This is a genomic window from Pseudomonas sp. NBRC 111139 (assembly GCF_001753955.1).
Classification (GTDB): domain Bacteria; phylum Pseudomonadota; class Gammaproteobacteria; order Pseudomonadales; family Pseudomonadaceae; genus Aquipseudomonas; species Aquipseudomonas alloputida.
Window position 1 is genome coordinate 18231 of the sequence record NZ_BCBP01000062.1, and the last position, 24630, is coordinate 42860.

23 protein-coding genes and 3 pseudogenes are annotated in these 24630 nt (G+C 62.0%); 7 read left to right on the forward strand and 19 right to left on the reverse strand.

The annotated features are described in order from the left end of the window. Positions 1-2 precede the first annotated feature (2 nt). The 7 genes from BJQ17_RS23075 to BJQ17_RS23105 all read right to left on the reverse strand — a co-directional run bounded on the left by BJQ17_RS23075 (position 3) and on the right by BJQ17_RS23105 (position 7156). Complete coding sequence (locus BJQ17_RS23075) at positions 3-851, reverse strand: TIGR03915 family putative DNA repair protein (protein ID WP_003248104.1); 849 nt, start codon at positions 849-851, stop codon at positions 3-5. Further along, positions 842-2077, reverse strand: a complete 1236-nt coding sequence (locus BJQ17_RS23080) for a putative DNA modification/repair radical SAM protein (protein WP_070096698.1) — start codon at positions 2075-2077, stop codon at positions 842-844. The genes BJQ17_RS23075 and BJQ17_RS23080 overlap by 10 nt, the downstream gene beginning before the upstream one ends. A 171-nt stretch (positions 2078-2248) precedes the next feature. Beyond that, complete coding sequence (locus tag BJQ17_RS23085) at positions 2249-3805, reverse strand: glycosyltransferase family 39 protein (RefSeq protein ID WP_003248108.1); 1557 nt, start codon at positions 3803-3805, stop codon at positions 2249-2251. Between the two features lie 4 nt (positions 3806-3809). Next, positions 3810-4082, reverse strand: coding sequence for a lipid-A-disaccharide synthase N-terminal domain-containing protein (locus BJQ17_RS23090; protein WP_003248111.1), 273 nt, complete (start codon positions 4080-4082; stop codon positions 3810-3812). Then, on the reverse strand, positions 4079-4822 hold the full coding sequence (locus BJQ17_RS23095; protein ID WP_003248113.1) for a glycosyltransferase family 2 protein: 744 nt from the start codon (positions 4820-4822) through the stop codon (positions 4079-4081). The genes BJQ17_RS23090 and BJQ17_RS23095 overlap by 4 nt, the downstream gene beginning before the upstream one ends. A gap of 34 nt (positions 4823-4856) precedes the next feature. Then, positions 4857-5831 (reverse strand): NAD-dependent epimerase/dehydratase family protein, encoded by a 975-nt coding sequence (locus BJQ17_RS23100; RefSeq protein WP_003248114.1) that lies wholly within the window; start codon positions 5829-5831, stop codon positions 4857-4859. Next, complete coding sequence (locus BJQ17_RS23105) at positions 5819-7156, reverse strand: UDP-glucose/GDP-mannose dehydrogenase family protein (RefSeq protein ID WP_070096699.1); 1338 nt, start codon at positions 7154-7156, stop codon at positions 5819-5821. Before BJQ17_RS23105 ends, BJQ17_RS23100 begins: the two co-directional genes overlap by 13 nt. 244 nt (positions 7157-7400) lie before the next feature. Here BJQ17_RS23105 and BJQ17_RS23110 point away from each other — a divergent pair, with 244 nt between their 5' ends. After that, positions 7401-8447 carry a class I SAM-dependent methyltransferase gene (locus tag BJQ17_RS23110; protein WP_003248119.1) on the forward strand — a complete coding sequence of 349 codons (1047 nt, stop codon included), beginning with the start codon at positions 7401-7403 and terminating at the stop codon, positions 8445-8447. A gap of 146 nt (positions 8448-8593) precedes the next feature. Here BJQ17_RS23110 and BJQ17_RS23115 read toward each other — a convergent pair whose 3' ends face one another. The 6 genes from BJQ17_RS23115 to yghU all read right to left on the reverse strand — a co-directional run bounded on the left by BJQ17_RS23115 (position 8594) and on the right by yghU (position 15561). Further along, the gene (locus tag BJQ17_RS23115) at positions 8594-9838 is read right to left on the reverse strand and encodes a saccharopine dehydrogenase family protein (RefSeq protein ID WP_003248123.1); all 1245 of its coding nucleotides are present in this window, start codon (positions 9836-9838) and stop codon (positions 8594-8596) included. Between the two features lie 32 nt (positions 9839-9870). Next, entirely contained in the window at positions 9871-10968 is a 1098-nt protein-coding gene (gene nspC / locus BJQ17_RS23120) for a carboxynorspermidine decarboxylase (RefSeq protein WP_003248125.1), read from the reverse strand. Between the two features lie 185 nt (positions 10969-11153). Then, complete coding sequence (locus BJQ17_RS23125; protein ID WP_003248127.1) at positions 11154-12071, reverse strand: pyridoxal-phosphate dependent enzyme; 918 nt, start codon at positions 12069-12071, stop codon at positions 11154-11156. Continuing rightward, on the reverse strand, positions 12068-12742 hold the full coding sequence (locus tag BJQ17_RS23130; protein ID WP_003248128.1) for a transcriptional regulator: 675 nt from the start codon (positions 12740-12742) through the stop codon (positions 12068-12070). The genes BJQ17_RS23125 and BJQ17_RS23130 overlap by 4 nt, the downstream gene beginning before the upstream one ends. An 82-nt stretch (positions 12743-12824) precedes the next feature. Next, on the reverse strand, positions 12825-14528 hold the full coding sequence (locus tag BJQ17_RS23135; protein ID WP_070096700.1) for an amidase: 1704 nt from the start codon (positions 14526-14528) through the stop codon (positions 12825-12827). Between the two features lie 190 nt (positions 14529-14718). Continuing rightward, complete coding sequence (gene yghU / locus BJQ17_RS23140) at positions 14719-15561, reverse strand: glutathione-dependent disulfide-bond oxidoreductase (RefSeq protein ID WP_070096701.1); 843 nt, start codon at positions 15559-15561, stop codon at positions 14719-14721. A 201-nt stretch (positions 15562-15762) separates the two neighbouring features. Between yghU and BJQ17_RS23145 the strand changes: the two genes are divergently transcribed. Then, complete coding sequence (locus tag BJQ17_RS23145) at positions 15763-16809, forward strand: dienelactone hydrolase (RefSeq protein ID WP_070096702.1); 1047 nt, start codon at positions 15763-15765, stop codon at positions 16807-16809. Here BJQ17_RS23145 and BJQ17_RS23150 read toward each other — a convergent pair. From BJQ17_RS23150 to BJQ17_RS23165, 5 genes and pseudogenes are all read right to left on the reverse strand, one after another. Continuing rightward, entirely contained in the window at positions 16771-17964 is a 1194-nt protein-coding gene (locus BJQ17_RS23150; protein ID WP_070096703.1) for an MFS transporter, read from the reverse strand. The two genes, BJQ17_RS23145 and BJQ17_RS23150, sit on opposite strands and share 39 nt — an antisense overlap. A 175-nt stretch (positions 17965-18139) precedes the next feature. Beyond that, positions 18140-19726: an ABC-F family ATPase gene (locus tag BJQ17_RS23155; RefSeq protein WP_003248141.1), complete on the reverse strand. Its 1587-nt coding sequence runs from the start codon at positions 19724-19726 to the stop codon at positions 18140-18142. A 39-nt stretch (positions 19727-19765) separates the two neighbouring features. Further along, positions 19766-20052: pseudogene (locus tag BJQ17_RS32235) on the reverse strand (site-specific integrase); the annotation flags it as partial. A 159-nt stretch (positions 20053-20211) separates the two neighbouring features. Next, on the reverse strand, positions 20212-20520 hold the full coding sequence (locus tag BJQ17_RS23160) for a Txe/YoeB family addiction module toxin (protein WP_070096704.1): 309 nt from the start codon (positions 20518-20520) through the stop codon (positions 20212-20214). Next, on the reverse strand, positions 20486-20770 hold the full coding sequence (locus BJQ17_RS23165; RefSeq protein WP_070096705.1) for a type II toxin-antitoxin system Phd/YefM family antitoxin: 285 nt from the start codon (positions 20768-20770) through the stop codon (positions 20486-20488). The genes BJQ17_RS23160 and BJQ17_RS23165 overlap by 35 nt, the downstream gene beginning before the upstream one ends. A 310-nt stretch (positions 20771-21080) precedes the next feature. Between BJQ17_RS23165 and BJQ17_RS32635 the strand changes: the two genes are divergently transcribed. The 3 genes from BJQ17_RS32635 (at position 21081) to BJQ17_RS23175 (ending at position 22785) form a co-directional block, all read left to right on the forward strand. After that, positions 21081-21248, forward strand: coding sequence for a DUF2199 domain-containing protein (locus BJQ17_RS32635; RefSeq protein ID WP_375135885.1), 168 nt, complete (start codon positions 21081-21083; stop codon positions 21246-21248). A 401-nt stretch (positions 21249-21649) separates the two neighbouring features. Next, positions 21650-22192 (forward strand): AAA family ATPase, encoded by a 543-nt coding sequence (locus tag BJQ17_RS23170; RefSeq protein ID WP_028697204.1) that lies wholly within the window; start codon positions 21650-21652, stop codon positions 22190-22192. An 80-nt stretch (positions 22193-22272) separates the two neighbouring features. Continuing rightward, positions 22273-22785 (forward strand): GrpB family protein, encoded by a 513-nt coding sequence (locus BJQ17_RS23175; RefSeq protein WP_070096706.1) that lies wholly within the window; start codon positions 22273-22275, stop codon positions 22783-22785. Between the two features lie 46 nt (positions 22786-22831). Here the strand turns inward: BJQ17_RS23175 and BJQ17_RS23180 are convergent, their stop codons facing one another. Continuing rightward, the gene (locus tag BJQ17_RS23180) at positions 22832-23317 is read right to left on the reverse strand and encodes an ATP-binding protein (protein WP_070096707.1); all 486 of its coding nucleotides are present in this window, start codon (positions 23315-23317) and stop codon (positions 22832-22834) included. Between the two features lie 151 nt (positions 23318-23468). Between BJQ17_RS23180 and BJQ17_RS23185 the strand changes: the two are divergent. Both BJQ17_RS23185 and BJQ17_RS31910 read left to right on the forward strand, forming a co-directional pair. Beyond that, positions 23469-24264: pseudogene (locus BJQ17_RS23185) on the forward strand (transposase); the annotation flags it as partial. 126 nt (positions 24265-24390) lie between these two features. Further along, positions 24391-24630 (forward strand): annotated as a pseudogene (locus tag BJQ17_RS31910) (hypothetical protein); the annotation flags it as partial.

Genomic DNA, 24630 nt, shown 5'->3' on the forward strand with positions numbered 1-24630 from the left:
GGCTACGCCGAGCGCGCAGGTTTGCTGATGGTCTTGCCGGTTTGCGCGGCCACCTCAAGGGCTTGGCCGTCCCGCTGTTTGCCTTGGCGCGCCAGGCCTTCAAGTTGCGGTATCAGCATGCCTTCCGGCAAATGCCGCCAGAACCGCCCAGGCATGTGCAGGCGCAAGGCGTCCGGGTTGAGGCGGGCCGGGTTGAAGGTGTGGCGGTAGTAGGTGCGCCAGAGTTCGGCGCCGGGGTCTTCGGCGTTGCGGGCCCACTGGCGCCAGGGCTCGGGGCACTGTCGCTGGTAGTCGAAGGACTGGCCGTCGAAGCGAATGCCATCCTGTGGCGTGGCAATCAACCAGCGCAAACGCCCCAGGCGGTCGGCAAAATGCGCGCTGGCACTGTGCAGAATGTCGTGTGCCGGTTCGTGATAGGCCACCAGCTCCAGTTGCAAGTGCTCAGCCAGTTCATCAGGCAGCGGCACGAAGCGTACAAACGCGTGCAAGTGATGTGCCTCGCGGGTTACCTGCTTGATGCGCCGTTGCAGCTCACTGCCCAGCCGGTCACCGGCCAGCATTGCCGTGCGGTCGCCATGGGCGACGCGCCACAGCACTTCATACAGCAGGTTCCAGCGCTGTTCGCCACGGTAGCGAGAGGCCTGCTCCAACTGGCTCAGCAGTGCGGCCGGGACTTTGGCCCGGAAAGGGCCAGGCCCTTCAGGCGGCGCTGCCGGCACGGCCAGCAGGTCCGCCATCGGGCCTTGCGACCAGGTGACTTCCGACGGGTCGATGCCATGGCTCAACAACACCCGGGCCTGGTCGCGCCAGGTGGCGAACAGGTCGTCGCAGTCGAGTGCGATCACCCCCATAACCCCATCTGCACGGGCGCTGGCGGCTCACTCAAGCGCGCGCGCAGCAAGCCGCTGCGCAGCAAGCCGCTGCGCAGCTCAGCCTGGGCGGGGCGGTAGTCGCTGGTGACGATGAACGGCCGTGCCTTGTCCAGCACGCAGCGCAGCTGGATCAAGTCGTCATAACGGATGCGCCGCTCCCGCCGCAGGGCGACCAGGCGCTGTACGCTGCGCAGGCCGATGCCGGGGATACGCGCCAGTAGCGCAGGTTCCGCGCGGTTCACGTCCAGCGGGAAGACTTCGCGGTTGGCCAGCGCCCAGGCCAGCTTGGGGTCGATGTCCAGTGCCAGGTTACCGCTGTGGCCCAGCAACTCGCCAGCCTTGTAGCCATAGCCACGCAGCAGAAAGTCGGCCTGATACAGGCGGTGTTCGCGCAGCAGCGGTGGTGCGGCGAGGGGCACGCTGCCGGGGCTGTCGGGGATCGGGCTGAAGGCGGAGTAGTACACGCGCTTGAGGCCGTAGCCCTGGTACAGCGACTCGGCATTGCGCAGCAAGGTACTGTCGTCGGTGCTGTCGGCGCCGACGATGACTTGGGTGCTCTGCCCGGCCGGGGTAAAGCGCGGCGCCCTGGGCTCGTTGGCCACGGCCTGCTGGCCCTGATGAATCACGCCCATGGCCTGGCGAATGGTGCGCCCTTGCTTTTCCGGCGCCAGGCGCTTGAGGCTGGCGTCGGTGGGCAGTTCGATGTTGACGCTGAGGCGGTCGGCCAGGCGCCCGGCCTCTTCGATCAGCAGCGGGTCGGCATCGGGGATGGCCTTGAGGTGGATGTAGCCGCGGAAGCTGTGCTCTTCGCGCAACAGCCGGGCCACACGGATCAGCTGCTCCATGGTGTAGTCCGCCGAGCGGATGATGCCGGAGCTGAGGAACAGGCCGCTGATGCAGTTGCGCCGGTAGAAGTCCAGGGTCAGGCGTACCACTTCCTCGGGGCTGAAGCGCGCGCGTGGCACGTTGCTGGAGCGGCGGTTGACGCAGTACTGGCAGTCATACAGGCAGAAGTTGGTCAGCAGTACCTTGAGCAGTGATACGCAGCGGCCGTCGGGGGTGTAGCTGTGACAGATACCCATGCCATTGGTAGCACCCAGGCCGTCAGCGCCGCGCGAGTTACGCTTGGGCGCGCCGCTGCTGGCGCAAGATGCGTCGTACTTGGCGGCATCGGCCAGGATGCCGAGTTTGGCGATGAGTTGCATGGCGCGGTCTCGCTATACTGAATATTCATACAGTATTTTGAGATTTGATGGATTGCAAGCGATATGGATAGGGGAGCGCGAGTTTGACCTGGAGCAGTACCTGATCGGGCAGGCGCTGTAGTTCGGCGGGCATTCGCCTAAGCGCCCACCGGACCGGCAGGGTCTGGTGGGTCATTTCCCTGCGTGTTCCTCAACGACCAGCGGGTTGCGCCAGGTATCGGCCCAGGCGAAGTGGTAGACGTCGTTGGGGGCACTGGCCTGGCACTGACCGTTGTCGGCATCTGCACCGACGACATACCATTTGGCCCGCGAGGTTTCACCCAGCTTGCGTGCCTTGTCGACGTTGAAGCACTGGCCCAGTTCGGTGGCTGGAACCAGGGCGAAGGCGGTGGGGTGCTGGCGCAGCCAGTAGACCGCTGCATCCACTTTGGATTGGCCGGTGAAGCCGAAGTGCACGATGGGTTGCCGGGCAAATAGCCAATGCCCCTCGCGCCAGTTGACCAGCACCAGTTCGGCACCGGCAGTGGCCTGTGCGGCGTCGCTCATCAGCGTCTCATGCGGGTTGCGGCCCTCCTTCACGGGTTCGACGAAACCACGCGCGAACCACAGGGCGAACCATACCAGGGCTGCTGTGGTGAATGCCTTGTGCCAGCCCGGCCGACGCTGCCACCAGCGCTTGAGCAGCCACGGCACAAGCGGCGCCATGGCCAGAATCAGGCCTGGCAGCGCCGGGAAAATATACAGCTTGCGCTTGCCGGTGCTCAGGCTGAAGAACAGCAGCACCAATGCCACCCAGCCTAGCAGCAGCAGGAAGCGGCCATCGTGCTTTTGCAGTTGCCGGCGCCAGGCCGGTACCAGCCAGGGCAGGGCCAGGATCAGAGGCAGCCAGTACTTGGGGATGACCTTGACGAAGAAGTACCAGAACGGCTCGCGATGGTCCCAGGCATTGGCGTAGCGGCTGGCGGTCTGGCGCAGCAGGATTTCCTTCAGGTAGGCCAGCTCTGCCGCGCCGCCGCCATGGGCGATCGACACCAGCAGCGGCAGCAGCCATACGGCGCAACCGGCGAGTAACCACAGTAGCCCCAGGCTCCAGCGCCATCCCTGGCCGGGCATGGCGACTACGCCGCGCCAGCGATGGCGCACTGCCCAGGCATAAGGCAGCAATATCAGCGCCGGAACAAAACCCACCCCCTTGCTGATAATGCCCAGGCCCATGGATGCGCAAGCCAGGTAGAACCAGCCCCAGGCGGGCCCCAGTAGCAGGTGGCGCAGCATGCCGTAGAGGCCCAGCGCAACCCAAAGGCACAGGAAACTGTCGATCTGCCCGGTGCGCAGGATGCTGTAGGTCTGGTAGGTGGCCAGGAACAACAAGGCCGCGATCACGCCGGTGCGCCGGTTCCACAGGCGCCGCCCGAGGTCATGCAGCACCCAGGTGATGGTCGCCGCCGACAGCAGCCCGGGCAGGTACAGGGCAACGTTGGGCGCGCCGGTCAGGTAGCTGAACAGCGCCACGGTCCACATGAACAACGGTGGCTTGTCGCCATAGATCTCTGCTGCACGGTGTGGGATGAACCAGTTGCCGCTCTGCAGCATTTCCAGGGCCACGCCGAGAAAGCGTTCTTCATCGACATTCATCGGCTGACGCCAGCCGATTCCCGCGCCCACCAGCAACACGGCGAGGGCGATCAGGGCCAGGCGTTCGGCCCCGATTGTCTTGAACTTAGGCAAAGGGCTATTCCTTCAGTTGCTGGTGGCGGGCAATCAGTTGCAGGTTGCGCAGGTAGACCAGAAAGCCGAAGCTTTGGCCGATAATGAAGACCGGGTCCTGGCGGTAGATGGCGTAAGTCAGCAGTAGCGCGCTGCCGAGCATGCTCAGGTACCAGAAGCCTACCGGGATCACGCTGCGGCGCTTGAGTTCGCTGTACAGCCACTGCAGCACGAAGCGCCCGGTGAAAACGGCCTGACCCGCGAAGCCGATGATCAACCAGAGGGTTTCGCGGGTCATCCTTCAAGCTCCTGCGGGCGGCTGTGCAGGCGGGTGCGGCGGATTAGCCACCACACCCCGAACAAGTCGAGGATGCCGACCAGGGCGCGGTCCAGGTTGCCATACTTGGAGACACCGGCGTGGCGTGGCCGGTGGTTGACCGGGTGCACCAGCATGCGGCCGTTGTGGCGCAGGATCAGTGCCGGAATGTAGCGGTGCATGTGGTCGAAGTAGGGCAGGTGCAGGAAGGCTGCCCGCTCGATCAGCTTCAGCCCGCAGCCGGTGTCGGGCGTGGCATCCTTGAGCAGGCGGCTGCGCAGGCCGTTGGCTACGCGCGAGGCCCAGCGCTTGCTGGCGCTGTCACGCCGGTTGACCCGGTGCCCGGCCACCAGCTTGACGCCGCCGGCCAGGTTCTGGTTGGCGCGCACCAGGGCTAGCATGCCGGGGATGTCTGCCGGGTCGTTCTGGCCATCGCCATCCAAGGTCGCCAGCCAGTGGCCGCGGGCCGCCTGGGCGGCATGCCACAGCGAGGTGCTCTGGCCCAGCGAACGGTCGTGACGCAGGATGCGCAATTGCCTGTAGCCCTGGCTTTTCAGGTGTTGCAGTACGCTCAGGGTGCCGTCGCTGCTGCCGTCGTCGACCACCAGCACTTCGTAGTGTTCGGCCGTGAGTGCAGTGCGTATCTCCATCAGCAGTGATGGCAGGTTGTCGACCTCATTCTTGGCGGGGATCAGTACCGAGAGGTCAAGTGGATCGCTCATGAGGCTACCTGTGATCGTGTTGTGATTGCGTGGATCAAACCCGGTAGAAATCCCGGTACCAGCCAATGAAGGCGTTGACGCCATGTTCCAGCGATGTGCCTGGGGAGAAGTCGATCCAGCGTGCCAGTGAGCTGACGTCGGCCCAGGTTTCCAGCACGTCCCCCGCTTGCAGCGGCAGGTAGTCGCGTTGGGCCTTGATACCCAAGGCGTCCTCCAGGCATTCGACAAAATGCAGCAGCCTTACCGGCTGACCGCGGCCAATATTGAACAGTTGGCAGGGTGGTTTCCCCTCGGCTGGCCGGGGCGGTTTCAGGCGCAGGCGCACGATGCTTTCGACGATGTCGTCGATGTAGGTGAAGTCGCGGCCCATCAGGCCGTTGTTGTAAAGCGCTATCGGCCGGCCCTCGAGCATGGCGCGGGTGAATTTGAACAGCGCCATGTCGGGGCGGCCCCAGGGGCCGTAGACCGTGAAAAAGCGCAGGCCGGTGGTCGGCAGGCGGTACAGGTGGGCGTAGCTGTGCGCCATCAGTTCATTGGCGCGCTTGCTGGCGGCATAGAGCGACACGGGCTGGTCGACCGGGTCGTCGATGCTGAACGGCAGCTTGGCATTGGCCCCGTACACGGAGCTGCTGGAGGCGTAGATCAAGTGGCGTGGTGGCTGCGCTCTGCAGGCCTCGAGAACATTGAGGAAACCAACCAGGTTGGCCTGGCCGTAGGCACCCGGGTTGTCCAGTGAATAGCGCACGCCGGCCTGGGCCGCCAGGTGGATCACCTCGCTGAACGCCTGCCTGGCGAACAGCGGTTGCAAATCGGCAGGGTTGGCGATGTCGAGGGCATGGAAGTGGAAGCTGGAAAAACCGAACAACGCCTGCAGGCGTGCCCGCTTGAGCTCGACGCTGTAGTAGGCATTAAGGTTGTCGATACCGACCACTTCGATGCCGGCCTCGCACAGGCGCCGCGCCACGTGGTAGCCAATGAAACCTGCCACACCGGTAATCAGTACGGGCATACTGGCTGCACCTGGCCACGGCCGATCCCGTAATAAGTCAGGCCGGCGGCGGCCATGTGCTCGGGCTCGAACAGGTTGCGCCCGTCGAACACCACCCGGTCGGTCAACTGCTGCGGCACCTTGTCCAGATTGAGTACGCGGTAGTCCTGCCACTCGGTGACGATCACCAAGGCATCTGCGCCCTTTAATGCATCGTCCTTGCAGGGCACCAGTTGCAAGTCGGCACGCGGGCCGTAGTGGCGCCGGATTTCTTCCATGGCCTGAGGGTCGTGAGCCTGCACCCGCGCGCCCGCGGCCCACAGTGCTTCCAGCAGGACCCGGCTGGAGGCTTCGCGGATATCATTGGTATTGGGCTTGAACGACAACCCCCACAGGGCAAACACCTTGCCCCGCAGGCCGCCGGGGTAGTGGCGCTGGATCTTGCTGAACAGCCGTCCCTTCTGCTGCTCGTTGACCGACTCTACTGCGCGCAGCAACTGTGTCTCGAAGCCTTCCGACTCGGCACTGTGGCGCAGGGCTTGCAGGTCTTTGGGGAAGCACGAGCCGCCAAAACCGCAGCCGGCGTAGATGAAGTCATAACCGATGCGCGGGTCCGAGCCGATGCCACGGCGCACCATTTCGATGTCGGCCCCCAGGTGCTCGGCCAGGTTGGCGATTTCGTTGATGAAGGAAATCTTGGTTGCCAGCATGCAGTTGGCCGCGTACTTGGTCAGCTCGGCGCTGCGCGCATCCATGACCATAAGCTTCTCGCGGTTGCGGCTGAACGGCAGGTAAAGCTCGCGTAGCAACTCCACTTCGGCCGCATCTGCGCCGCCGATGATGATGCGCTCGGGGCGCATGCAGTCATCCACCGCTGAGCCTTCCTTGAGAAACTCCGGGTTGCTGATCACCTGGAAGCGGCTGGTATCGGCCACGGCCTGGGCGATACGTGCCTTGATGCGGTGTACCGTACCCACCGGCACGGTGGACTTGTTGACGATTACTTTGGGCCCGTCAGCGTGTTCGAGGATGCTGTCGACCACGGCGAAAACGTGTTTCAGGTCGGCGCTACCATCGGCTTGCGGCGGAGTACCGACGGCAATGAACTGCAACCTGGCATAGTTGGCAGCGACTGCGGCATCCGTGGTAAAGCGCAGCCGACCGCAGGCGAGGTTCTTCTCCAGCAGCGGCGCAAGGCCGGGCTCGAAGATCGGGCAATGGCCTTCACTCAGGCTGGCCACCCGATCGGCATCGACATCCATGCACAACACCGAATGGCCCACCTGGGCCAGGCACACCGCCTGGGTCAGGCCGACATAGCCGGTTCCGAAAACCGTGACCTTCATTTGACAGCTCCTTGATAGGAAAGCTGAAAAAAAATGTCACATCCTTGTTTAGGAATTGTTACCTGAAGGATGTTTTCGTGGGCCATGAGGCCTTTATTCCACTTCGCCCAGGCAGAGCATCTAAACTTAATGACAGCTCGCGTTAGCGCGTTGTACCGCGAACGAAAACCCTTGAACCGACCACCGCCTTCCCGGAGCGGATGTCCCTCGTTGGCGATGGCCTTCTTGCAGAGGAGGGCAGGTCATGGACGAGGCAAGGCTTCACGATTTCATGGGCAAGCTGGTGGGCGACATGGGCGCGGCGGCGACGCTGGCCAATGTCATTCTCGGCGATGAACTGGGGCTGTACCGGGCCATGGCCGACAGCCAGGCGGTCACCCCTGAGCAACTGGCGGAAAAGACCGGCTGCCACCCGCGGCTGGTGCGAGAATGGTTGAATGCCCAGGCGGCATCGGGCTACATGGTCCATGACAAGGGCCGTTTTGTGCTGCCTGAAGAACAGGCCATGGCCCTGGCGCTGGAGGATTCTCCGGCCTACATGGCCGGCGGCGCGTCCGTGGTGGCGGCGCTGTTCCATGACAAGGACAAGCTGGTAGCCGCCATGCGCGGCGATGGCGGGTTGGCCTGGGGCGATCACCACCCGTGCATGTTCAGCGGTACCGAGCGGTTTTTCCGGCCGGGGTATCGCACCTTCCTGGTAGCGGATTGGCTGCCGGCACTGGAGGGTGTGGTGGCCAAGCTGCAGGCGGGCGCCAAGGTGGCGGATGTGGGGTGCGGTCATGGTGCCTCGACGCTGGTGATGGCGCAGGCGTTTCCGGCGTCGACCTTCGTGGGGTACGACTATCATCAGCCTTCGATCGTCACCGCCAACGCGCGTGCGCGTGAAGCGGGGTTGGAGTCGCGGGTGAGCTTCCAGCAGGCCAGCGCCAAGGAGTACCCGGGGCATGACCATGACCTGGTGTGCTTCTTCGATTGCCTGCACGACATGGGTGACCCGGTCGGGGCAGCCAGGCATGCCTACCATGCTTTGAAAGCGGATGGCACGGTCATGCTGGTGGAGCCTTATGCCGAGGACTCGCTGGAGGGTAACCTGACACCGGTCGGGCGCTTGTTCTATGCGGCGTCGACGTTTATCTGCACGCCCAATTCGTTGTCGCAGGAAGTGGGGCTGGGGTTGGGTGCGCAGGCCGGGGAGGCGCGATTGCGGGCGGTCTTCGAGGAGGCAGGGTTCAGCAGGTTCCGGCGGGCGACGCAGACGCCGTTCAACCTGATTCTGGAGGCCCGCAAGTAGAGCGTGATCCTGCACCGGCCTCTTCGCGGGCTCGCCCACACAGGTTACGTGCTTGTTTCAGGCCTGTGGAGCGCCTGGGCTGCCCGCGAAGTGGCTGGGCCTGGAAAGCAGAAGGGGCGCCATGTGGCGCCCCTTCTGTTTGTTGCTTAGGCTTCAGCGTCCCAAGGACGATCGCCTTTTTCATCTTTGACGCGGGTCGGCAGGCCCATCACGTCCAGCGCCTTGAGGAACGGCTCGGCTGGCAGCTCCTCGACGTTGACCATGCGCTTGGCATCCCACTCGCCACGGGCAACCAGCAGGGCGGCAGCCACTGGCGGTACGCCGGCGGTGTAGGAAATGCCCTGGCTGTCGGTCTCGGCGTAGGCTTCTTCGTGGTCGGCCACGTTGTAGATGAACACTTCGCGCGGCTGGCCATCCTTGGTGCCTTTGACCAGGTCGCCGATGCAGGTCTTGCCGGTGTAGCCAGGGGCCAGCGAGGCCGGGTCTGGCAGTACAGCCTTGACCACTTTCAGCGGTACCACTTCCAGGCCTTCGGCGGTTTTCACCGGTTGCTCGCTGAGCAGGCCCAGGTTTTTCAGAACCGTGAACACGTTGATGTAGTGCTCGCCGAAGCTCATCCAGAAGCGCACGTTCGGGACGTTGAGGTTCTTCGAAATCGAGTGAACTTCATCGTGGCCGGTCAGGTACAGGTTTTGCGAGCCTACCACTGGCAGGTCGTCGGTACGCTTGACCTCGAACATGGTGTTGCTGGTCCACTGGCTGTTCTGCCAGCTCCACACTTGTCCGGTGAACTCGCGGAAGTTGATTTCCGGGTCGAAGTTGGTGGCAAAGTACTTGCCATGTGAACCGGCATTGACGTCGAGAATATCGATCGAATCAATGCTGTCGAAATACTGTTGCTGCGCCAGCTTGGCGTAGCTGTTCACCACACCCGGGTCGAAACCGACGCCGAGAATGGCGGTAATGTTCTTTGCCTGGCACTCTTCGAGGTGTTTCCACTCGTAGTTGCCGTACCACGGTGGGGTCTCGCAGATCTTGCCCGGCTCTTCGTGGATGGCGGTGTCCAGATAGGCGACACCCGTATCGATGCAAGCACGCAGCACCGACATGTTGAGGAAGGCGGAACCCACATTGATCACGATCTGCGATTCGGTTTCGCGGATCAGCGCCTTGGTTGCCTCGACATCGAGGGCATTGAGCGAGAAGGCCTGGATGTCGGCGGGTACCTTGAGGCTACCCTTGGCCTTGACGCTGTCGATGATGGCCTGGCATTTGGAGATGTTCCGTGACGCGATGGCGATACGACCCAGTTCGTCGTTATGCTGCGCGCACTTGTGGGCCACCACCTTGGCGACACCTCCTGCACCAATGATAAGAACGTTCTTCTTCAATTTACCCTTTGCTCCTTACTTGAAAGCCGGTCTTACGACAGGCTGGAAACGTAGTCTTCGAAACCGAACTCGCGGACGACTTCGACGCTGCCGTCGAGCTGCTTGACCACGATGGAAGGCATCTTCAGCCCGTTGAACCAGTTTTTCTTGACCATGGTGTAACCCGCCGTGTCGATGAACGACAGGCGATCGCCAATGGCCAGCGGACGGTCGAATTGGTACTCGCCGAAGATGTCACCGGCCAGGCATGACTTGCCGCAGACCATGTAGGTATGCTCGCCGTCATTGGGGGCCATCTTGGCGTTGAGGCGGTAGATCAGCAAGTCGAGCAGGTGCGCTTCGATCGAGCTGTCGACCACGGCCAGGTGCTTGCCGTTGTACAGGGTATCGAGCACGGTCACTTCCAGCGAGGCGCTGTTGGTGATGGCGGCTTCGCCCGGCTCCAGGTAAACCTGCACGCCGTATTTTTCCGAGAACGCCTTCAGGCGCGCGCAGAAGGCGTCTACTGCATAGTCTTCACCGGTGAAGTGAATGCCGCCACCCAGGCTGACCCACTCGACCTTGTGCAGCAGGTGGCCGAATCGCTCTTCGATGTGCGTGAGCATCTTGTCGAACAGGCCGAAGTCACCGTTCTCGCAGTTGTTGTGGAACATGAAACCGGAGATCTGTTCGATCACCTGCTCGATCTTGGCCGGGTCCCATTCGCCCAGGCGGCTGAACGGGCGGGCCGGGTCGGCCAGCAGGTAGTCGGAGCTGCTGACCTGCGGGTTGACGCGCAGACCACGCACCTTGCCTTCGGACTGTTCGGCAAAGCGTTGCAGCTGGCCGATCGAGTTGAAGATGATCTTGTCGCAGTTCTCAAGCATCTCCTCGACCTCGTCGTCGGCCCAGGCCACGCTATAGGCATGGGTTTCGCCGGCGAACTTCTGGCGGCCGAGCTTGAGCTCGAACAGGGAGGACGAGGTGGTACCGTCCATGTACTGCTGCATCAGGTCGAACACCGACCAGGTGGCGAAGCATTTGAGGGCGAGCAGCGCCTTGGCACCGGAGTGTTCGCGCACGTAGGCGATCTTCTCCATGTTGCTGAGCAGCTTGGTTTTATCGATGAGGTAATACGGCGTCTTGATCATTTAAAGGCCCCCGGCCAGGCCGGCCAAAAAAAGGACACGCATTGTGCCTTCACTTGCCGCAGACCGAAAGGGCGGGATACGCATTTCGTCAGGGTTGACGCTATTGCGAGGGCTTTTTCGGTTGCGGCGAGCCTAGTAGATCAGGTGCATGTGACTGTCGTAATCACCCCCGACAGATGGCAGCTTCAGTCTGCCTGCTGCAGCCAGGCCTGGATCTGCTCCAGTGTTGCGGTAGCGCCGCCACAGACCACCACCAGTACATTGCGCAAGGCGCCCAGTGCCTTGGCATCATAGGCCACTGCCAACGCCGCCCCGCACGCGGGCTCGACCAGCACACGGTGGTCCAGCAAGAACCGCTCACAGGCCTCCAGCGCTGCGCGATCGCTGACCAGATGGCTGTGCACCGGATGCTGCTGCACGCACGTCAGCGCCTGATCAGCCACACGCTTGGCCCCCAGCGACGTGGCCACCGAGGCGATGCGCTCCAGCTCCACCGAATGCCCGGCCTGCATGGCCGCATGCAGCGACGCCGCGCCCTCGGTTTCTACTGCCAGCACCGGCACATCGCCCCAGCCATTGCGCTTGAGCCCCTCTACCACGCCACTGAGCAAGCCGCCCCCGCCGACTGACAACACCACCGCGTCCGGCTTCAGGCCGGCTTCGGCCACCTCATCCACCAGGCTGGCATGCCCGGCCCACAGCAGTGGGTCGTCGAATGGGTGGATGAAGGCATCGTTCGGGCCTACCAGTGTCTGTGCCAGGGCGTTGGCCTCTTGCCAGGAACTGCCGTGCACCACCACCTTGGCGTCTTCCAGGTGCAGCAGCTGCTTGGCCCGTTCGGTGGTGGTTTCGGGTACCACCACGGTCACCGGCACCCCCAGCTTGCGTCCGGCGTAGGCGACTGCCAAACCGGCATTGCCACCTGACGAGGACACAAAGTGCCGGGCGCCACGCGCGTGGTGTACCTCGCAGGCGTAGCCTACACCGCGCAGTTTGAACGAACCGCAGGGTTGCAGGGCGTCGAGCTTGAGCCAGATATTACGACCGGCCGCCAACGACAGCGGGCGCGACTCGATCAGGGGGGTATGAATGTGCAAGGTCATTGGCTGGCTCCGCGTAGTTGCTCGAGGTAGTTGTAAATGGTGTAGCGCGTCACGCCTAGAGCGCTGGCAGCCTTCTCGACGCCGCCCTTGACGATGAACAGGCCGCGCTCCTGCATGACGCGCACGGCCTCGACCTTGGCCTGTTTGTTCATCCGCCCCTGGCCGCTGCGCTGCAGGGCAGCCTGGATGATCTCGCTCATCAGCAGCTCCATGTCGGCCGGTTCGTTGACCGCCGGTATGGCCCCCAGCGGCTGCAACTGCTGGAGAAAGCTCATGGCAGCATCCAGGCCGGTGACGTCGGTGTTGACGCACAGGCTGGCGAAGGGGTGGCCGCTGCTGTCACGGAAGATTGCCGTGGCACTCCGTAGCGTGCGGCCTTTGAGCGTAGTGGGGTAATCGGGCAGCACCACCGGCTCACAGCCGTGCTGGTCGGCCGAGGCCTGCATCAGTGCCTTGAAACCCTGGTCCTGCTCCGGTGCGGCGAGGATCGGGCTGCCCACGCTGCGGCCGGAAAGATGACCGTTGACGATCGCCACCACCGAGTGTTCGGGGTGGTCAAGGTCGTGCAGGAGTATTTCCATGTTGCGCGCGGCAACGCTGCCCAGGGCCTGGATCGCGGCCTTGAGCACGGTGAGGGTGAGTTGGCGTTCTTCGCTGGGGGTGATAGGCATGGCAGACCGCAAAATCAACTGTTTGTGCATTTTTACACATAAGGTTGAAATTCGCGATCTGCTTTTGCGGGCCCTGTAAGACTCAGCCGAGCGCCGGCGTGCGCGGCGGAATCATTCGGCGCGAGCCGGTGGCCTCGAACGCGGCAGCACAACTCAGCAGCGCGTTGTCGCTATAGGCCTTCCCGGCAAAGGTCAGCCCCACCGGCATACCGATATCGGCCATCACGCCCATCGGCACGGTCACGGTCGGCACGCCCAGGTGACGGATTGCCAGGTTGCCGTTGGCTACCCAGACACCGTTGCTCCAGGCGATGTCCGCCGATACCGGGTTGATATCGGCATCGGCCGGGCCAACGTCGGCTACGGTGGGGAACAGCACCGCGTCCAGGCCCAGCTCGTCCATCCAGTCTTCCAGGTCCAGCTTGCGGGTCTGCTCCAGCCCGCGCAGGCCGTCGGGCAGGGTCTCGATCTGGTCCCAGGTCTTCAGGCCACGTTTGGCCATGTTGACGTACTCGTCCATGCCGGCAGCCAGGTCATCTTCACGGTTGGGCAGGGTGCCCGGGTCGTGGGGGAAGATCTTCAGCCCGTCGACATCGGCCAGGCGGTTAAGCTTGGGGTCATCGTTGGCGCGCAGGAAGTCGTCAAAGGCCCAGCCCGACAGTTCCCACAGTTCGTCATGCAGGAATGCCTTGCTGACGATGCCACGGTTGTACACGGTCGGCGCGCCTGGGCGGTCGCCTTCGCAGTTGGACACCAACGGGAAGTCCACTTCCAGCACTTCGGCACCCGCCGCTTCCAGGGCCTGGCGTGCTTGTTGCCACAGGTCGATCACCGTGGCGCGGGTGTTGATGCGTTGGCCGGTCGGCCCGCCGATGCCTGGTTTCTCGGCGGTGCCCGCTTCGGGATCGGCATTTATATACATGCGTGGTACGCCAAAGCGCTTGCCCTTGAGCGCGCTGGCATCTACCGCCAGTTCAAGGTACGACGCCGGACGTACCGTCGAGGCAGCGGGGATTGGCACCCACGGCTGCAGGCGCCACAGGTCGCCGCGCTTGTCGGCGTCATCGGCGACCACCACGTCGAGGATTTCCAGCAGGTCGGCCATGGTGCGGGCGTAGGGCACCACCACGTCCATGGTCGGCGTCAGCGGCCAGTTGCCACGCACCGAAATCACCCCGCGCGACGGGGTATAGGCGCACAGGCCGTTGTTGGACGCCGGGCCACGGCCGCTGGACCAGGTTTCTTCGGCCAGGCCAAAGGCGCTGAAGCTGGCGGCGGTGGCGGTACCGGCACCGTTGGACGAGCCCGAGGCGAAGGGCGCGGTCAGGTAGTTGGCGTTGTACGGGCTTTCGGCGCGGCCATAGACGCCGCGCTGCATGCCACCGTTAGCCATGGGCGGCATGTTGGTCTTGCCCAGGCACACGGCACCGGCGGCGCGCAGGCGCTCGATGGTGAAGGCATCGCGCTGGGCGACCAGGTCCTTGAAGGCAGGGCTGCCGGAGGCAGCAGTCAAGCCTTTGACCAGGTAGCTGTCCTTGGCGGTGTAGGGGATGCCGTCCAGCGGGCTAAGCACCTGGCCCTTGGCACGACGGGCATCGGAGGCCTCGGCCTCTTTGAGCGCCTCCGGGTTGCGTACCACTACGGCGTTAAGGGCTGTGGCCGTGTCGGCGCCATCGTAGGCGTCGATGCGCGCCAGGTAGGCCTTGACCAGCTCGACCGCTGTCGTGCGGCCCGACTCGAGCGCGTCGCGCAGCTCGGCAATGGAAACCTCGGTTACCTCGATCATGCGTTCACCAAAAAATGTGCAGGTGGGGGCTAATGCGAGGAGTGTACAAGAAGGGCTTGGCGGACGCAGGTTTGCGCAGGGGCAAATGGTTTTATGCAGGGGGGCATTGTCGGGGGCATTCACAGGCATTCCCCGGCCCATTGTGGGGGCGGCCTTTTGTTGTCAAAGGGCCGCTCCCACACGGTCTGCGTCAACCTTCCAGGTCGGCGGCGCTATGGCGCTCCGGCACCTGGCTGTGTTCATCTCCCCAGGTACGGTTCACGCGTGTACCGCGCTGCACAGCAGGGCGCTGGGCGATGTCCTCGGCCCAGCGCTGTACGTTCGGGTACTCGTCAACCGCCAGGAACTGCGCCGCGTCATACAGGTTGCCGCGTACCAGCTGGCCATACCACGGCCACACGGCAATATCAGCAATACTGTATGCCTCGCCGCCCAGATAACGGCTTTCGGCCAAGCGACGATCAAGTACGTCCAGCTGACGCTTGGCCTCCATGGTGAAGCGGTTGATGGCGTACTCGAACTTTTCCGGTGCATACACGTAGAAGTGGCCAAAACCACCGCCCAGGTAAGGCGCCGCACCCATCTGCCAGAACAACCAGTTCAGGCATTCGGTGCGCGCAGCCGGCGATTTAGGCAGCAACGCTCCAAATTTTTCTGCCAGGTACAGCAGGATCGAACCTGATTCGAACACCCGCACCGGCGGCTCCACGCTGCGGTCGAGCAGGGCGGGAATCTTCGAGTTGGGGTTGACCTGGACGAAGCCACTGGAAAACTGATCACCCTCGCCGATGCGGATCAGCCAGGCATCGTATTCGGCACCGGCGTGGTCCAGGGCAAGCAGCTCTTCAAGGGCAATGGTGACCTTGACGCCGTTGGGCGTAGCCAGGGAATACAGCTGCAGCGGGTGTTTGCCCAGCGGCAGGTCCTTGTCGTGAGTCGGGCCGGCGACCGGGCGGTTGATGCTGGCGAACTGGCCGCCGGAGGCTGCGTCGTTGCGCCAGACTTTGGGTGGCACGTAGGCAGGCTTGCTCATGCATGAATCTCCTTCAAAGGCGCGAAAACGGTCACGTGAAAACGTTGACCTGCATCTATGCCATGGGTTCGACGCAATGCGCAAATGCACAGGGTGCAGGCGCAGCTTGCATGACGGCGGTTTCATCCAGTTTTCATCCGGCACAACGCCGGCCGGTTTTATGCTGGGTTATCCCTTCGTCCTGCAAGGAACCGCTGGCCGATGACCCTTGCACGCTGCGTGTTGGCGCTGGTCCTGCTCGGCGGCCTGTTGGCCCGCGCCGAGGCCGCGCCGTGGGTTGCCGGCCTGCACCTTATGACCTTGACCGACCCGGTCGATAGCCGCCCGATGCAAGCGCTGGCGTTCTACCCGGCCGTTGGCAAAACCCGTATCAGCCGTATAGACGGGTATCCCGTCGACGTGGCCGAAGAGGCGCCCGTCGCCATGGGGCGATTCCCGTTGCTGGTGCTGTCTCACGGCAATACGGGCAGCCCATTGGCCTTGCATTACCTGGCCACGTCGCTGGCGCGGCAAGGGTTCGTGGTGGTGGCGGTGGTGCACCCGGGGGACAACGTGCGCGACCACAGTCGCCTTGGCACCCTGAGCAATCTTTATGGGCGGCCGCTGCAAGTCAGCGCGGCGATCACCGCAGCGCGTGATGATGCAGTGGTCGGGCCTTATCTGAGTGAAGGCAAGGTGGGCGTGATTGGCTACTCGGCCGGCGGAGAAACTGCGTTGATCCTGTCTGGCGCACGCCCCGACCTGGACCGTCTGCGTCAGTACTGCCTGGAGCGCCCGCATGACACAGACGCCTGCAAGACCCACGGCATCCTGATTGCCGACCGTAGCGAACTGGCGCCCGAGACCGACCCGCGAGTGGGGGCGGTCATGTTGATGGCGCCGCTGAGCCTGTTGTTCGGGCGCCATGCGCTGACCGGGGTGCAGGTTCCCGCACTGATCTACAGTGGCGACAGCGATCAGCTTGTGGCCGTAGACCGTAATGCTGAGGCCCTGGCCCGCAAACTGCCGGTCACACCGGACTACCGCCTGTTGGCCGGTGCCGGGCATTTCGTGTTCATGGCCCACTGCGATGCCGAGCAGTACGCGCGAATGCCGGCGCTGTGCAAGGACGCCGACGGCGTCGACCGCCGGCATATCCATCATTCGCTGCAGCGAGAAACGGCAGCGTTCTTCAGCCAGGCGCTGGGCGCGCCAGCGCCGGCTGAGCGTTCAGCTACGGCGGGCGCGCCGCGCCAGCCACAACGTTAGGCCGACGCCGGCCAAGGCGAGCAGGGCCGCCACGCAGAAGATCGAGGCATACCCCAGGTGTACCGCCACGGCGCCCATCACCGGGCCGGCAATGGCCAAGGCCATGTCGAAGAACACAGCATAGGCACCCAGCCCTGCGCCGCGGCTGCTGCTGGGGACGTGCTTGATCGCCTCCACGCCCAATGCCGGGTACACCAGCGACAGCCCGAAACCGGTCAGCCCGGCACCAACCAGCGCCCAGGGCGGCGAGGGCGCCAGCCACAGAAGGCCCAGGCCCAGCACTTCGGTGGCCATGCAGGCGACCGCCACGTTGTAGCCACCAAAGCGGTTGACCGCGTTGACGAACAGCAGCCGCGAAATGATGAAGCACACACCAAACGCACTCAGGCACCAGGCCGCACCGGCCCAGCCGCGCTCGAGGTAGTACAGGGTGACGAAGGTGGTCAAGGTGCCGTAGCCGATCGAGGCCAGGGTCAAACCCAGGCCACACGGGGCAACCCGGCCGAACGCCGACCAGAAGGGCAGGCGCTCGCCGCGCACCACGACCACGTCGGGGCGCTTGCGAAGCACCAGCAGGGCAAGGGTTGCCAGCACCAGCAAAGCCGGCCCCAGTACGCTGAAGTCCAGCCCGTCCACGGCCAGCACGCCGATCGGCGCACCGATGGCAATCGCGCCATAGGAGGCGATGCCGTTCCACGAGATCACCCTGGCAGTGTGTTCGGGGCCGACCTGGCTGATGCCCCAGCTCAAAGTGGCCACACCGATCAGCCCTTGGGCGATGCCCAGCAGCAAACGTCCACCGAGCAGCAGTGCCAGGCTCAGCAGCGGTAAGGTGAGGGTCCAGGCTGACAGCAACGTCAACACCCCGCAACCGGCAATCCCCAGCAAGCCAAAGCGGATGGCCTGTTTCCCTCCCAAGGTGTCCGCCACCTTGCCTGCAAACGGGCGGCTCAGCAGCGTGGCCAGGTACTGCAGGCCAATGGTTACACCGGCGATCACTGCGCCAAAGCCGAGCTGGTCGTGCACATAGCTGGGCAGCACCGCAATCGGCAGGCCGATGCAGAGGAAGGCAATGAAGGTATAGAAAACGATCGACAGGATCTGCAGGGTGATGTGCAGCGTGTGACTGGCGGGGGCAGGTTGTTGCGCGGTCATGGGCTCTTTCGCGGGCGGGCGGTTGGGCGTGGTCCCATCATGGCCGTTGCGCAAAGGAAAAGAAAGCAGGCTAACGAATTATTCGTCGGGCAGTGTCAGTCGGTGGGAGGGGGGCTTCGCGGGCAAGCCCGCGAAGAGGCCCAGCCACACAAGGTAGCCAGGCCTTGGCCTTCAATCAGACCAGCACACCCTGGCTACGCAGGTAGTCATCGTAAGTACCGCTGAAGTCCACCACACCATCGGCCGACAGCTCGATGATGCGCGTGGCCAGCGACGACACGAACTCGCGGTCGTGGCTGACGAACAGCAGGGTGCCCGGGTAGTTTTCCAGCGCCAGGTTCAGCGCTTCGATCGATTCCATGTCCAGGTGGTTGGTCGGCTCGTCCATCACCAGCACGTTCGGTTTCTGCAGGATCAGCTTGCCGAACAGCATGCGACCTTGTTCACCACCGGAAATCACCTTCACCGACTTGAGGATTTCGTCGTTGGAGAACAGCATGCGCCCCAGGGTGCCGCGGATCACCTGCTCGCCAGAGGTCCACTGGCCCATCCAGTCGAACAGGCTCATGTCGTCTTCGAAGTCGTGGGCGTGGTCCTGGGCGTAGTAGCCCACTTCGGCGCTGTCGGTCCACTTTACCGAGCCGGCATCCGGGGTCATCTCGCCGACCAGGGTGCGCAGCAGGGTGGTCTTGCCAATACCGTTGGGGCCGATGATCGCAACGCGCTCGCCCGCTTCGACGGTGATGTCGAAGTTCTTGAACAGCACCTTGTCGTCGAAGGCTTTGGCCATTTTTTCGACGACCACGGCCTGGCGGTGCAGTTTTTTCGTCTGTTCGAAGCGAATGAACGGGCTGACGCGGCTGGACGGCTTGACCTCGGCCAGCTGGATCTTGTCGATCTGCTTGGCACGAGAAGTGGCCTGCTTGGCTTTGGAGGCGTTGGCCGAGAAGCGGCTGACAAAGGTCTGCAGCTCGGCGATCTGGGCTTTCTTCTTGGCGTTGTCCGACAGCAGCTGCTCACGCGACTGGGTGGCTGCGGTCATGTACTCGTCATAGTTGCCCGGGAACAGGCGCAGCTCACCGTAATCCAGGTCAGCCATGTGGGTGCAGACGCTGTTGAGGAAGTGCCGGTCGTGGGAAATGATGATCATGGTGCTGTTACGCGCCGTGAGGATCGTTTCCAGCCAGCGGATGGTGTTGATGTCCAGGTGGTTGGTCGGTTCGTCGAGCAGCAGCACGTCCGGGTCCGAGAACAGCGCCTGGGCCAGGAGGACACGCAGCTTCCAGCCCGGTGCCACTTCGCTCATCGGGCCGAAGTGCTGGTCCAGCGGAATACCCAGGCCCAGCAGCAGTTCACCGGCGCGCGACTCGGCGGTGTAGCCGTCCATTTCGGCGAATTCGGTTTCCAGCTCGGCGACGGCCATGCCGTCTTCTTCGGTCATTTCCGGCAGCGAGTAGATACGGTCACGCTCGGCTTTGACTTTCCACAGCTGGCCGTGGCCCATGATCACCGTGTCGATCACGGTGAATTCCTCGTAGGCGAACTGGTCCTGGCGCAGCTTGCCCAGGCGGGTGTTCGGCTCAAGCATGACCTGGCCTGCGGACGGCTCCAGGTCACCGCCGAGGATTTTCATGAAGGTCGACTTGCCGCAACCGTTGGCGCCGATCAGGCCGTAGCGGTTGCCGTTGTTGAATTTGACGGAAACGTTTTCGAACAGCGGCTTGGAGCCGAACTGCATGGTGATGTTAGCGGTGGAGATCAAGGAGCTTACCTATCAATAACTTACGTGGCTTCTTCGCAGCTACGGACCAAATTGGAGCTTATCCAGCTCCTGCCAGTCGTTAGACGAGTTAATCCAGCGCGCATAAGTCGATAAGAGCATCTGCACGCCTTGCCCGAGCTGTTGGGCGATAAATGCGGGGTTGAGACCAGACATTGAGCATATTGTCGCATAGGTGTGGCGGCAGTTATACGGGGGCGGTACCTGATGCCCAAACCTTTCAGGATTGGCCGCCACTGGTGGTGCAGGTCCGACGTCTGCTTGACGTGCTCCCCATTCTTGCCGGGCGGCAAGACGAACGGCGATTCCCGTGCAGCGTGGTAGTGCGCCTCTGCATGAGCCTGCGGATAGCCTATCCCTAAGAACTGGACACCAAGCGCCAAACGACCGCGCGCGTGATTTCGTTCACCGACCGCCCCTTTTACGGGGGGGGGGGAGGCAGCTCGCGCACAGCACAGTACAGTGCTTTAGTCGTCGTAGTGGTAGCGGCATTGCAGAACGGTGAGCATACCGGCCTCGAAGAAGTAGACCAGACGGTGCTCACGGGTGATGCGGCGGGACCACAAGCCAGATAAATCGCCTTTCAGCGGCTCAGGCTTGCCAATACCCGTGAAGGGGGTGCGTAGACACGCGTCAATCAGGCGGTTGACGTTGCCAAGTATGGTGAGGTCGGCACTCTGCCAGTGACAGTAATCCTCCCAGCCCTCTTTGGTGAACTTCACGCTTACCTTGTCGCGGGCTTCATCCTTGTTCCGCTGCTTCTGGTTCTTGCTCATTGAGGTCCAGTTCCTTCGTCAAGGCCTGGCCGTCCCGGAGCTGAGCGATGGATGAGCGCAAGCGCGAAGCGTTTTTGGACGATCCCAACAGGTGAATGGTCTCGTTCATCCCGTTGTAGTCCTCCAGGGACATCATTACTACGGGTTCGCCACGCTGTCGCGTGATTACGGCGGGCTCATGGTCCCGGCAAACATCATCCATTGTCTGCTTCAGTTCGGCGCGAGCCTGGCTAAAAGTCAGTACGTGCATTTGTCCATCCTCCGGGCTCTGCCCGGGTAAGGGTTGCTCTTTGGACCGCCACAGGCGACGCCCAAAGTTCTAAGAAAGTGAAGCCAGTCGGCCCGCACAGCGGCTCCGTAGTGACTCACAGTGTTCTCTCATCTGGATCAGAATCAGAATCGTCATTCCAGTAGCCACAGGCCACAGGTGTCCAGATGGATCCAGCCGTCGCTGGCAACCGCGGCCATTGTACCTAACGTTGTACAAGGCAGTAAACCGGTAGATGCAACGGGAGCTTTTAAGATGATCTGCAATGAGTGCGGAATGGAACACGCCAGCGATGACATTGAGCTTGTTTTCCGCCGAACGATTCTTTGTCCGGGCAACGCTACCTCTTCCCGTATTTCAGCGTGATGAGCCCTATAGCGTGGGGGTATGGGTTGAACTCATGCAACCAGATTTTGAACGTATCTACGAGCGGTGGGATGACCCCCCATCAGTTCTCTGAACCACCGTTTTCCGTATCCCTTGCCAACGCCATACCGACTTTTGGTGACACCAACGGCCTTCATGCTCAATTGCGGCTGACAGGGCCGACTACCAGGCCCCAGGCAGTCTCTCTGCGGCGATCCGCGTGCAGAACTACGCGTGGCGCATGCAAAGACGCTACATGCAATTGGAGGCTTTCGAGGCGGTCAGGGATAATACTCAAGCCAAGCTGTCGGCCGTGATCACCCAAACGGCGAACTCAGTGGCCAGCGCCATGATGAGTTACACCACTTGAGCAGTGATCAGCTGCCGACTTGCGAAGGACGCCCAGAGCATGAGTGCGCTTGCAGTTGACCGCGTCGCCCATTGTCGTAGAATCGCGCGCCCAAAATTCAGCAGGCATGGCGAGAGGGAGCTTGAATGCAGCGGGTGATGATCATTGGTCAGCCAGGGGCTGGGAAAAGTACCCTGGCGCGCAAGCTTGGCGAGCGCACAGGCTTGCCGGTCGTGCACATCGACACGATTCATTGGCAGCCAGGGTGGGTCGAGCGGAGCCGGGACGAGAAGACGCGTCTTTGTCATGAGGTCGAGGCCCGTGAGCGCTGGATCTTCGAAGGCGGGCATTCGACCACATGGAACAACCGGTTGGCCCGCGCAGACATGTTGATATGGATTGATCGTTCGGCTCCGCTTCGATTCTGGCGCGTGCTCCTCAGAACGGTGTTGAACCGCGGCCGATCCCGGCCTGACTTGCCGGACAACTGCCCGGAGTTGCTGGCCAACCTTCCGGAGTTTTTCAGGTTCATGTGGCGGACGAAAACCTCGTCTCGGGAGGCGATAAAGCGATTCGTGGCGACGGCCCCGTCGGGCTGTCGCGTGGTCTGCCTGCGGACCAATCGGGATACCGATGTTTTTCTCGCGAGTATGGGCACGCAGCCTGATCAGGTTGTGCAAGGTCATTAGATGCCAGATCGCGCTTGATTGGCGGCAGGTGTCTGCGGAGTAGGCGCATCAGAACGTTTTCACTTGCCCAAGGAGGCCCCATGGCGCTGACCAGCAAGATCACGGCTTACGACTCTGCATGGCCGCAACGGTATGAGGCGGTCAAAGTGCTGCTCGCCTCGGTATTAGGCGGTGAGCTTCTCGCCATTCACCATGTAGGCAGCACGGCTGTACCGCAACTTGCAGCAAAGCCTGAGATCGATGTGCTGGTCGAGGTTTCAGAGCATCGCAATGAGGCAGCGCGAGACGAGGTGTTGCTGACGCTGAGCTATGTACGCGGCAGTGACCTGTCGGAAGGACACCACTTCTATCGCCGCAATGTTGGCGAGATGCGGACCCACAAGATTCACATTTGCAGGCGTGGTCACCACTCAGTCATTCAGATGCTGACGTTCAGAGATCTGCTCAGGAACGACGCCTCCCTTCGGAAGCGATATCAAGACCTCAAGATTGAACTGGAAGCCACCAATATCGGCGGTATGGCTGAGTATCTGGAGAAAAAGGGGCCGTTCATTGTTGCGGCGTTGCTTGAGGTCGCTAATAGACGAAGGTGATGGTGCGCTCTGGTTCGGTAGCGGCCCAAATCCGCACTAGAGATCGTCAATGTCGGTGAATTTTAATCTGAAGCCCTTCATCCTTATGTGGCGCTCGAAAGTAGCTAGTGATCAGATCGAACTCCGCGTCAGTCGCCGCAAACTCATGCTCACCACGGTGGTTGCGAAGATGCAACCTGTCTCGACAGGTGTCATCGTCCACCTCGATGTAGTGGACGCAATGTGAAACCTCGGCTGCGTCAGCCAGGTTGCGCAGCCATAGTCGATCTTGAGGAGTATTTGCAGGAAAATCCAAAACGACAGTCACTCCAGCCCGAAGGATATCGATGACGAGCGGGCCCAGCACCTGCCGAATCTGGTGCGCAAGACGCACATAGTCGTTTACTGACTTGATCTGTTCAGGGTATAGCCGTGAGAGCCAATGATCCTCACTCAGCAGAACCGTCGATCCTTCAACTGCCAAGCTTTTGGCTAGCGTTGACTTACCGGATGCAATTTTTCCTGAGATGAGATGCAGCAATGGTTTGGGCATAGAGACGTCTCCTTGTCGAACCCCGATGATGCTCATTGAAAAGCACCGAAGCAATCACCGAGCATTCAAACGTTCGCTATGGGTCCAGGCTGTGTGAAAACGCCTGCGATTTTCTAACCTTCTGATCGTCGAGATCGTGGCGGGGACGATCATGAAGCGATTCATAGAAGGTGAATCTCGGACGCAAGTCACGTTGCTGCCGGAGTGCCTGGACGACTACATCACCGAAGAAAACCCAGTTCGGGTAGTCGATGTTTTTGTCGATGAACTTGACCTTGGAACACTCGGTTTCGAGGGTGTGGATCCTGCGGCAACGGGGCGTCCGGCGTAACATCCAGCAGTGCTGCTGAAAATCTACATCTACGGCTATCTCAACCGGGTTCAGTCCAGCCGTCGGCTTGAGCGCGAGGCAGAGCGCGATGTCGAGCTGATGTGGTTAACGGGCCGGTTGGCTCCTGACTTCAAAACGATTGCCGACTTTCGCCGAGACAACGGTAAAGCCATTCGCAGCGTCTGCCGGCAATTCGTAGTGCTTTGCCGCAACCTCAATCTCTTCACCCAGTCGATCATCGCCATTGACGGCAGCAAATTCAAAGCCGTGAATAACCGCGACCGCAACTTTACCCAGGGCAAGATCAAGGCGCGCATGCAGCAGATCGAGCAGAGCATTGACCGCTATCTTGCGGCGATGGATTCGGCGGTTCGGGCAGCGCCCGAGGTCGCCGAGGCCAAGGTTGAACGACTGAGCGAAAAAATAGAAAAACCGAAACAGCAGATGACGAAGCTCAAGGACATTGAAACGCAGCTTCACGCCAGCCCAGATCAGCAAATCTCTTTTACCGATCCTGATGCACGCTCAATGGCCACGAGTGGCCGACGAAGAGATCGGCGCTGAGTCGCTGACAGTGGTAGCCGACCGAGGCTATTACAAAGGTCCGGAAATCCTTACAGGCTGCACCAGCTTCTTTCGCTACTCGACGTACTTACTTGCGTTTTCACACAGCCTGGACCCAAAGCGGTCGGCCACGGTCTATCTTTTAAGACTTGAGTCAGATTGATCGAGGCCTTGATGCATGAATTCTCTCTGGATCGCAGTGGCTATTTTGGGGTGCTTGGTTGCCGCCTCGCTTCTCATGATGCAGTGGTACCCAAAGCTGGCATCCCACCATAGAGACGAAGACACAAATACAGTGATTCGCCTGGTAGCTAACATTTTTGTGGTTATGACATCGCTGGTCTTTGGATTGATGATCAATTCTGCCAAAAATACCTTCGAGTCCATTGACGCTAACTTTCATGGGTATGCAACCAGC

What these genes read in the sequence shown, in the direction of transcription:
- BJQ17_RS23075 (WP_003248104.1), bottom strand. Translation starts at nt 851, where the DNA reads ATGGGGGTGATCGCACTCGACTGCGACGACCTGTTCGCCACCTGGCGC.
- BJQ17_RS23080 (WP_070096698.1), bottom strand. Translation starts at nt 2,077, where the DNA reads ATGCAACTCATCGCCAAACTCGGCATCCTGGCCGATGCCGCCAAGTAC.
- BJQ17_RS23090 (WP_003248111.1), bottom strand. Translation starts at nt 4,082, where the DNA reads ATGACCCGCGAAACCCTCTGGTTGATCATCGGCTTCGCGGGTCAGGCC.
- BJQ17_RS23095 (WP_003248113.1), bottom strand. Translation starts at nt 4,822, where the DNA reads ATGAGCGATCCACTTGACCTCTCGGTACTGATCCCCGCCAAGAATGAG.
- BJQ17_RS23100 (WP_003248114.1), bottom strand. Translation starts at nt 5,831, where the DNA reads ATGCCCGTACTGATTACCGGTGTGGCAGGTTTCATTGGCTACCACGTG.
- BJQ17_RS23105 (WP_070096699.1), bottom strand. Translation starts at nt 7,156, where the DNA reads ATGAAGGTCACGGTTTTCGGAACCGGCTATGTCGGCCTGACCCAGGCG.
- BJQ17_RS23110 (WP_003248119.1), top strand. Translation starts at nt 7,401, where the DNA reads ATGGACGAGGCAAGGCTTCACGATTTCATGGGCAAGCTGGTGGGCGAC.
- nspC (WP_003248125.1), bottom strand. Translation starts at nt 10,968, where the DNA reads ATGATCAAGACGCCGTATTACCTCATCGATAAAACCAAGCTGCTCAGC.
- BJQ17_RS23125 (WP_003248127.1), bottom strand. Translation starts at nt 12,071, where the DNA reads ATGACCTTGCACATTCATACCCCCCTGATCGAGTCGCGCCCGCTGTCG.
- BJQ17_RS23130 (WP_003248128.1), bottom strand. Translation starts at nt 12,742, where the DNA reads ATGCCTATCACCCCCAGCGAAGAACGCCAACTCACCCTCACCGTGCTC.
- BJQ17_RS23135 (WP_070096700.1), bottom strand. Translation starts at nt 14,528, where the DNA reads ATGATCGAGGTAACCGAGGTTTCCATTGCCGAGCTGCGCGACGCGCTC.
- yghU (WP_070096701.1), bottom strand. Translation starts at nt 15,561, where the DNA reads ATGAGCAAGCCTGCCTACGTGCCACCCAAAGTCTGGCGCAACGACGCA.
- BJQ17_RS23145 (WP_070096702.1), top strand. Translation starts at nt 15,763, where the DNA reads ATGACCCTTGCACGCTGCGTGTTGGCGCTGGTCCTGCTCGGCGGCCTG.
- BJQ17_RS23150 (WP_070096703.1), bottom strand. Translation starts at nt 17,964, where the DNA reads ATGACCGCGCAACAACCTGCCCCCGCCAGTCACACGCTGCACATCACC.
- BJQ17_RS23160 (WP_070096704.1), bottom strand. Translation starts at nt 20,520, where the DNA reads ATGAGCAAGAACCAGAAGCAGCGGAACAAGGATGAAGCCCGCGACAAG.
- BJQ17_RS23165 (WP_070096705.1), bottom strand. Translation starts at nt 20,770, where the DNA reads ATGCACGTACTGACTTTTAGCCAGGCTCGCGCCGAACTGAAGCAGACA.
- BJQ17_RS32635 (WP_375135885.1), top strand. Translation starts at nt 21,081, where the DNA reads ATGACATTGAGCTTGTTTTCCGCCGAACGATTCTTTGTCCGGGCAACG.
- BJQ17_RS23170 (WP_028697204.1), top strand. Translation starts at nt 21,650, where the DNA reads ATGCAGCGGGTGATGATCATTGGTCAGCCAGGGGCTGGGAAAAGTACC.
- BJQ17_RS23175 (WP_070096706.1), top strand. Translation starts at nt 22,273, where the DNA reads ATGGCGCTGACCAGCAAGATCACGGCTTACGACTCTGCATGGCCGCAA.
- BJQ17_RS23180 (WP_070096707.1), bottom strand. Translation starts at nt 23,317, where the DNA reads ATGCCCAAACCATTGCTGCATCTCATCTCAGGAAAAATTGCATCCGGT.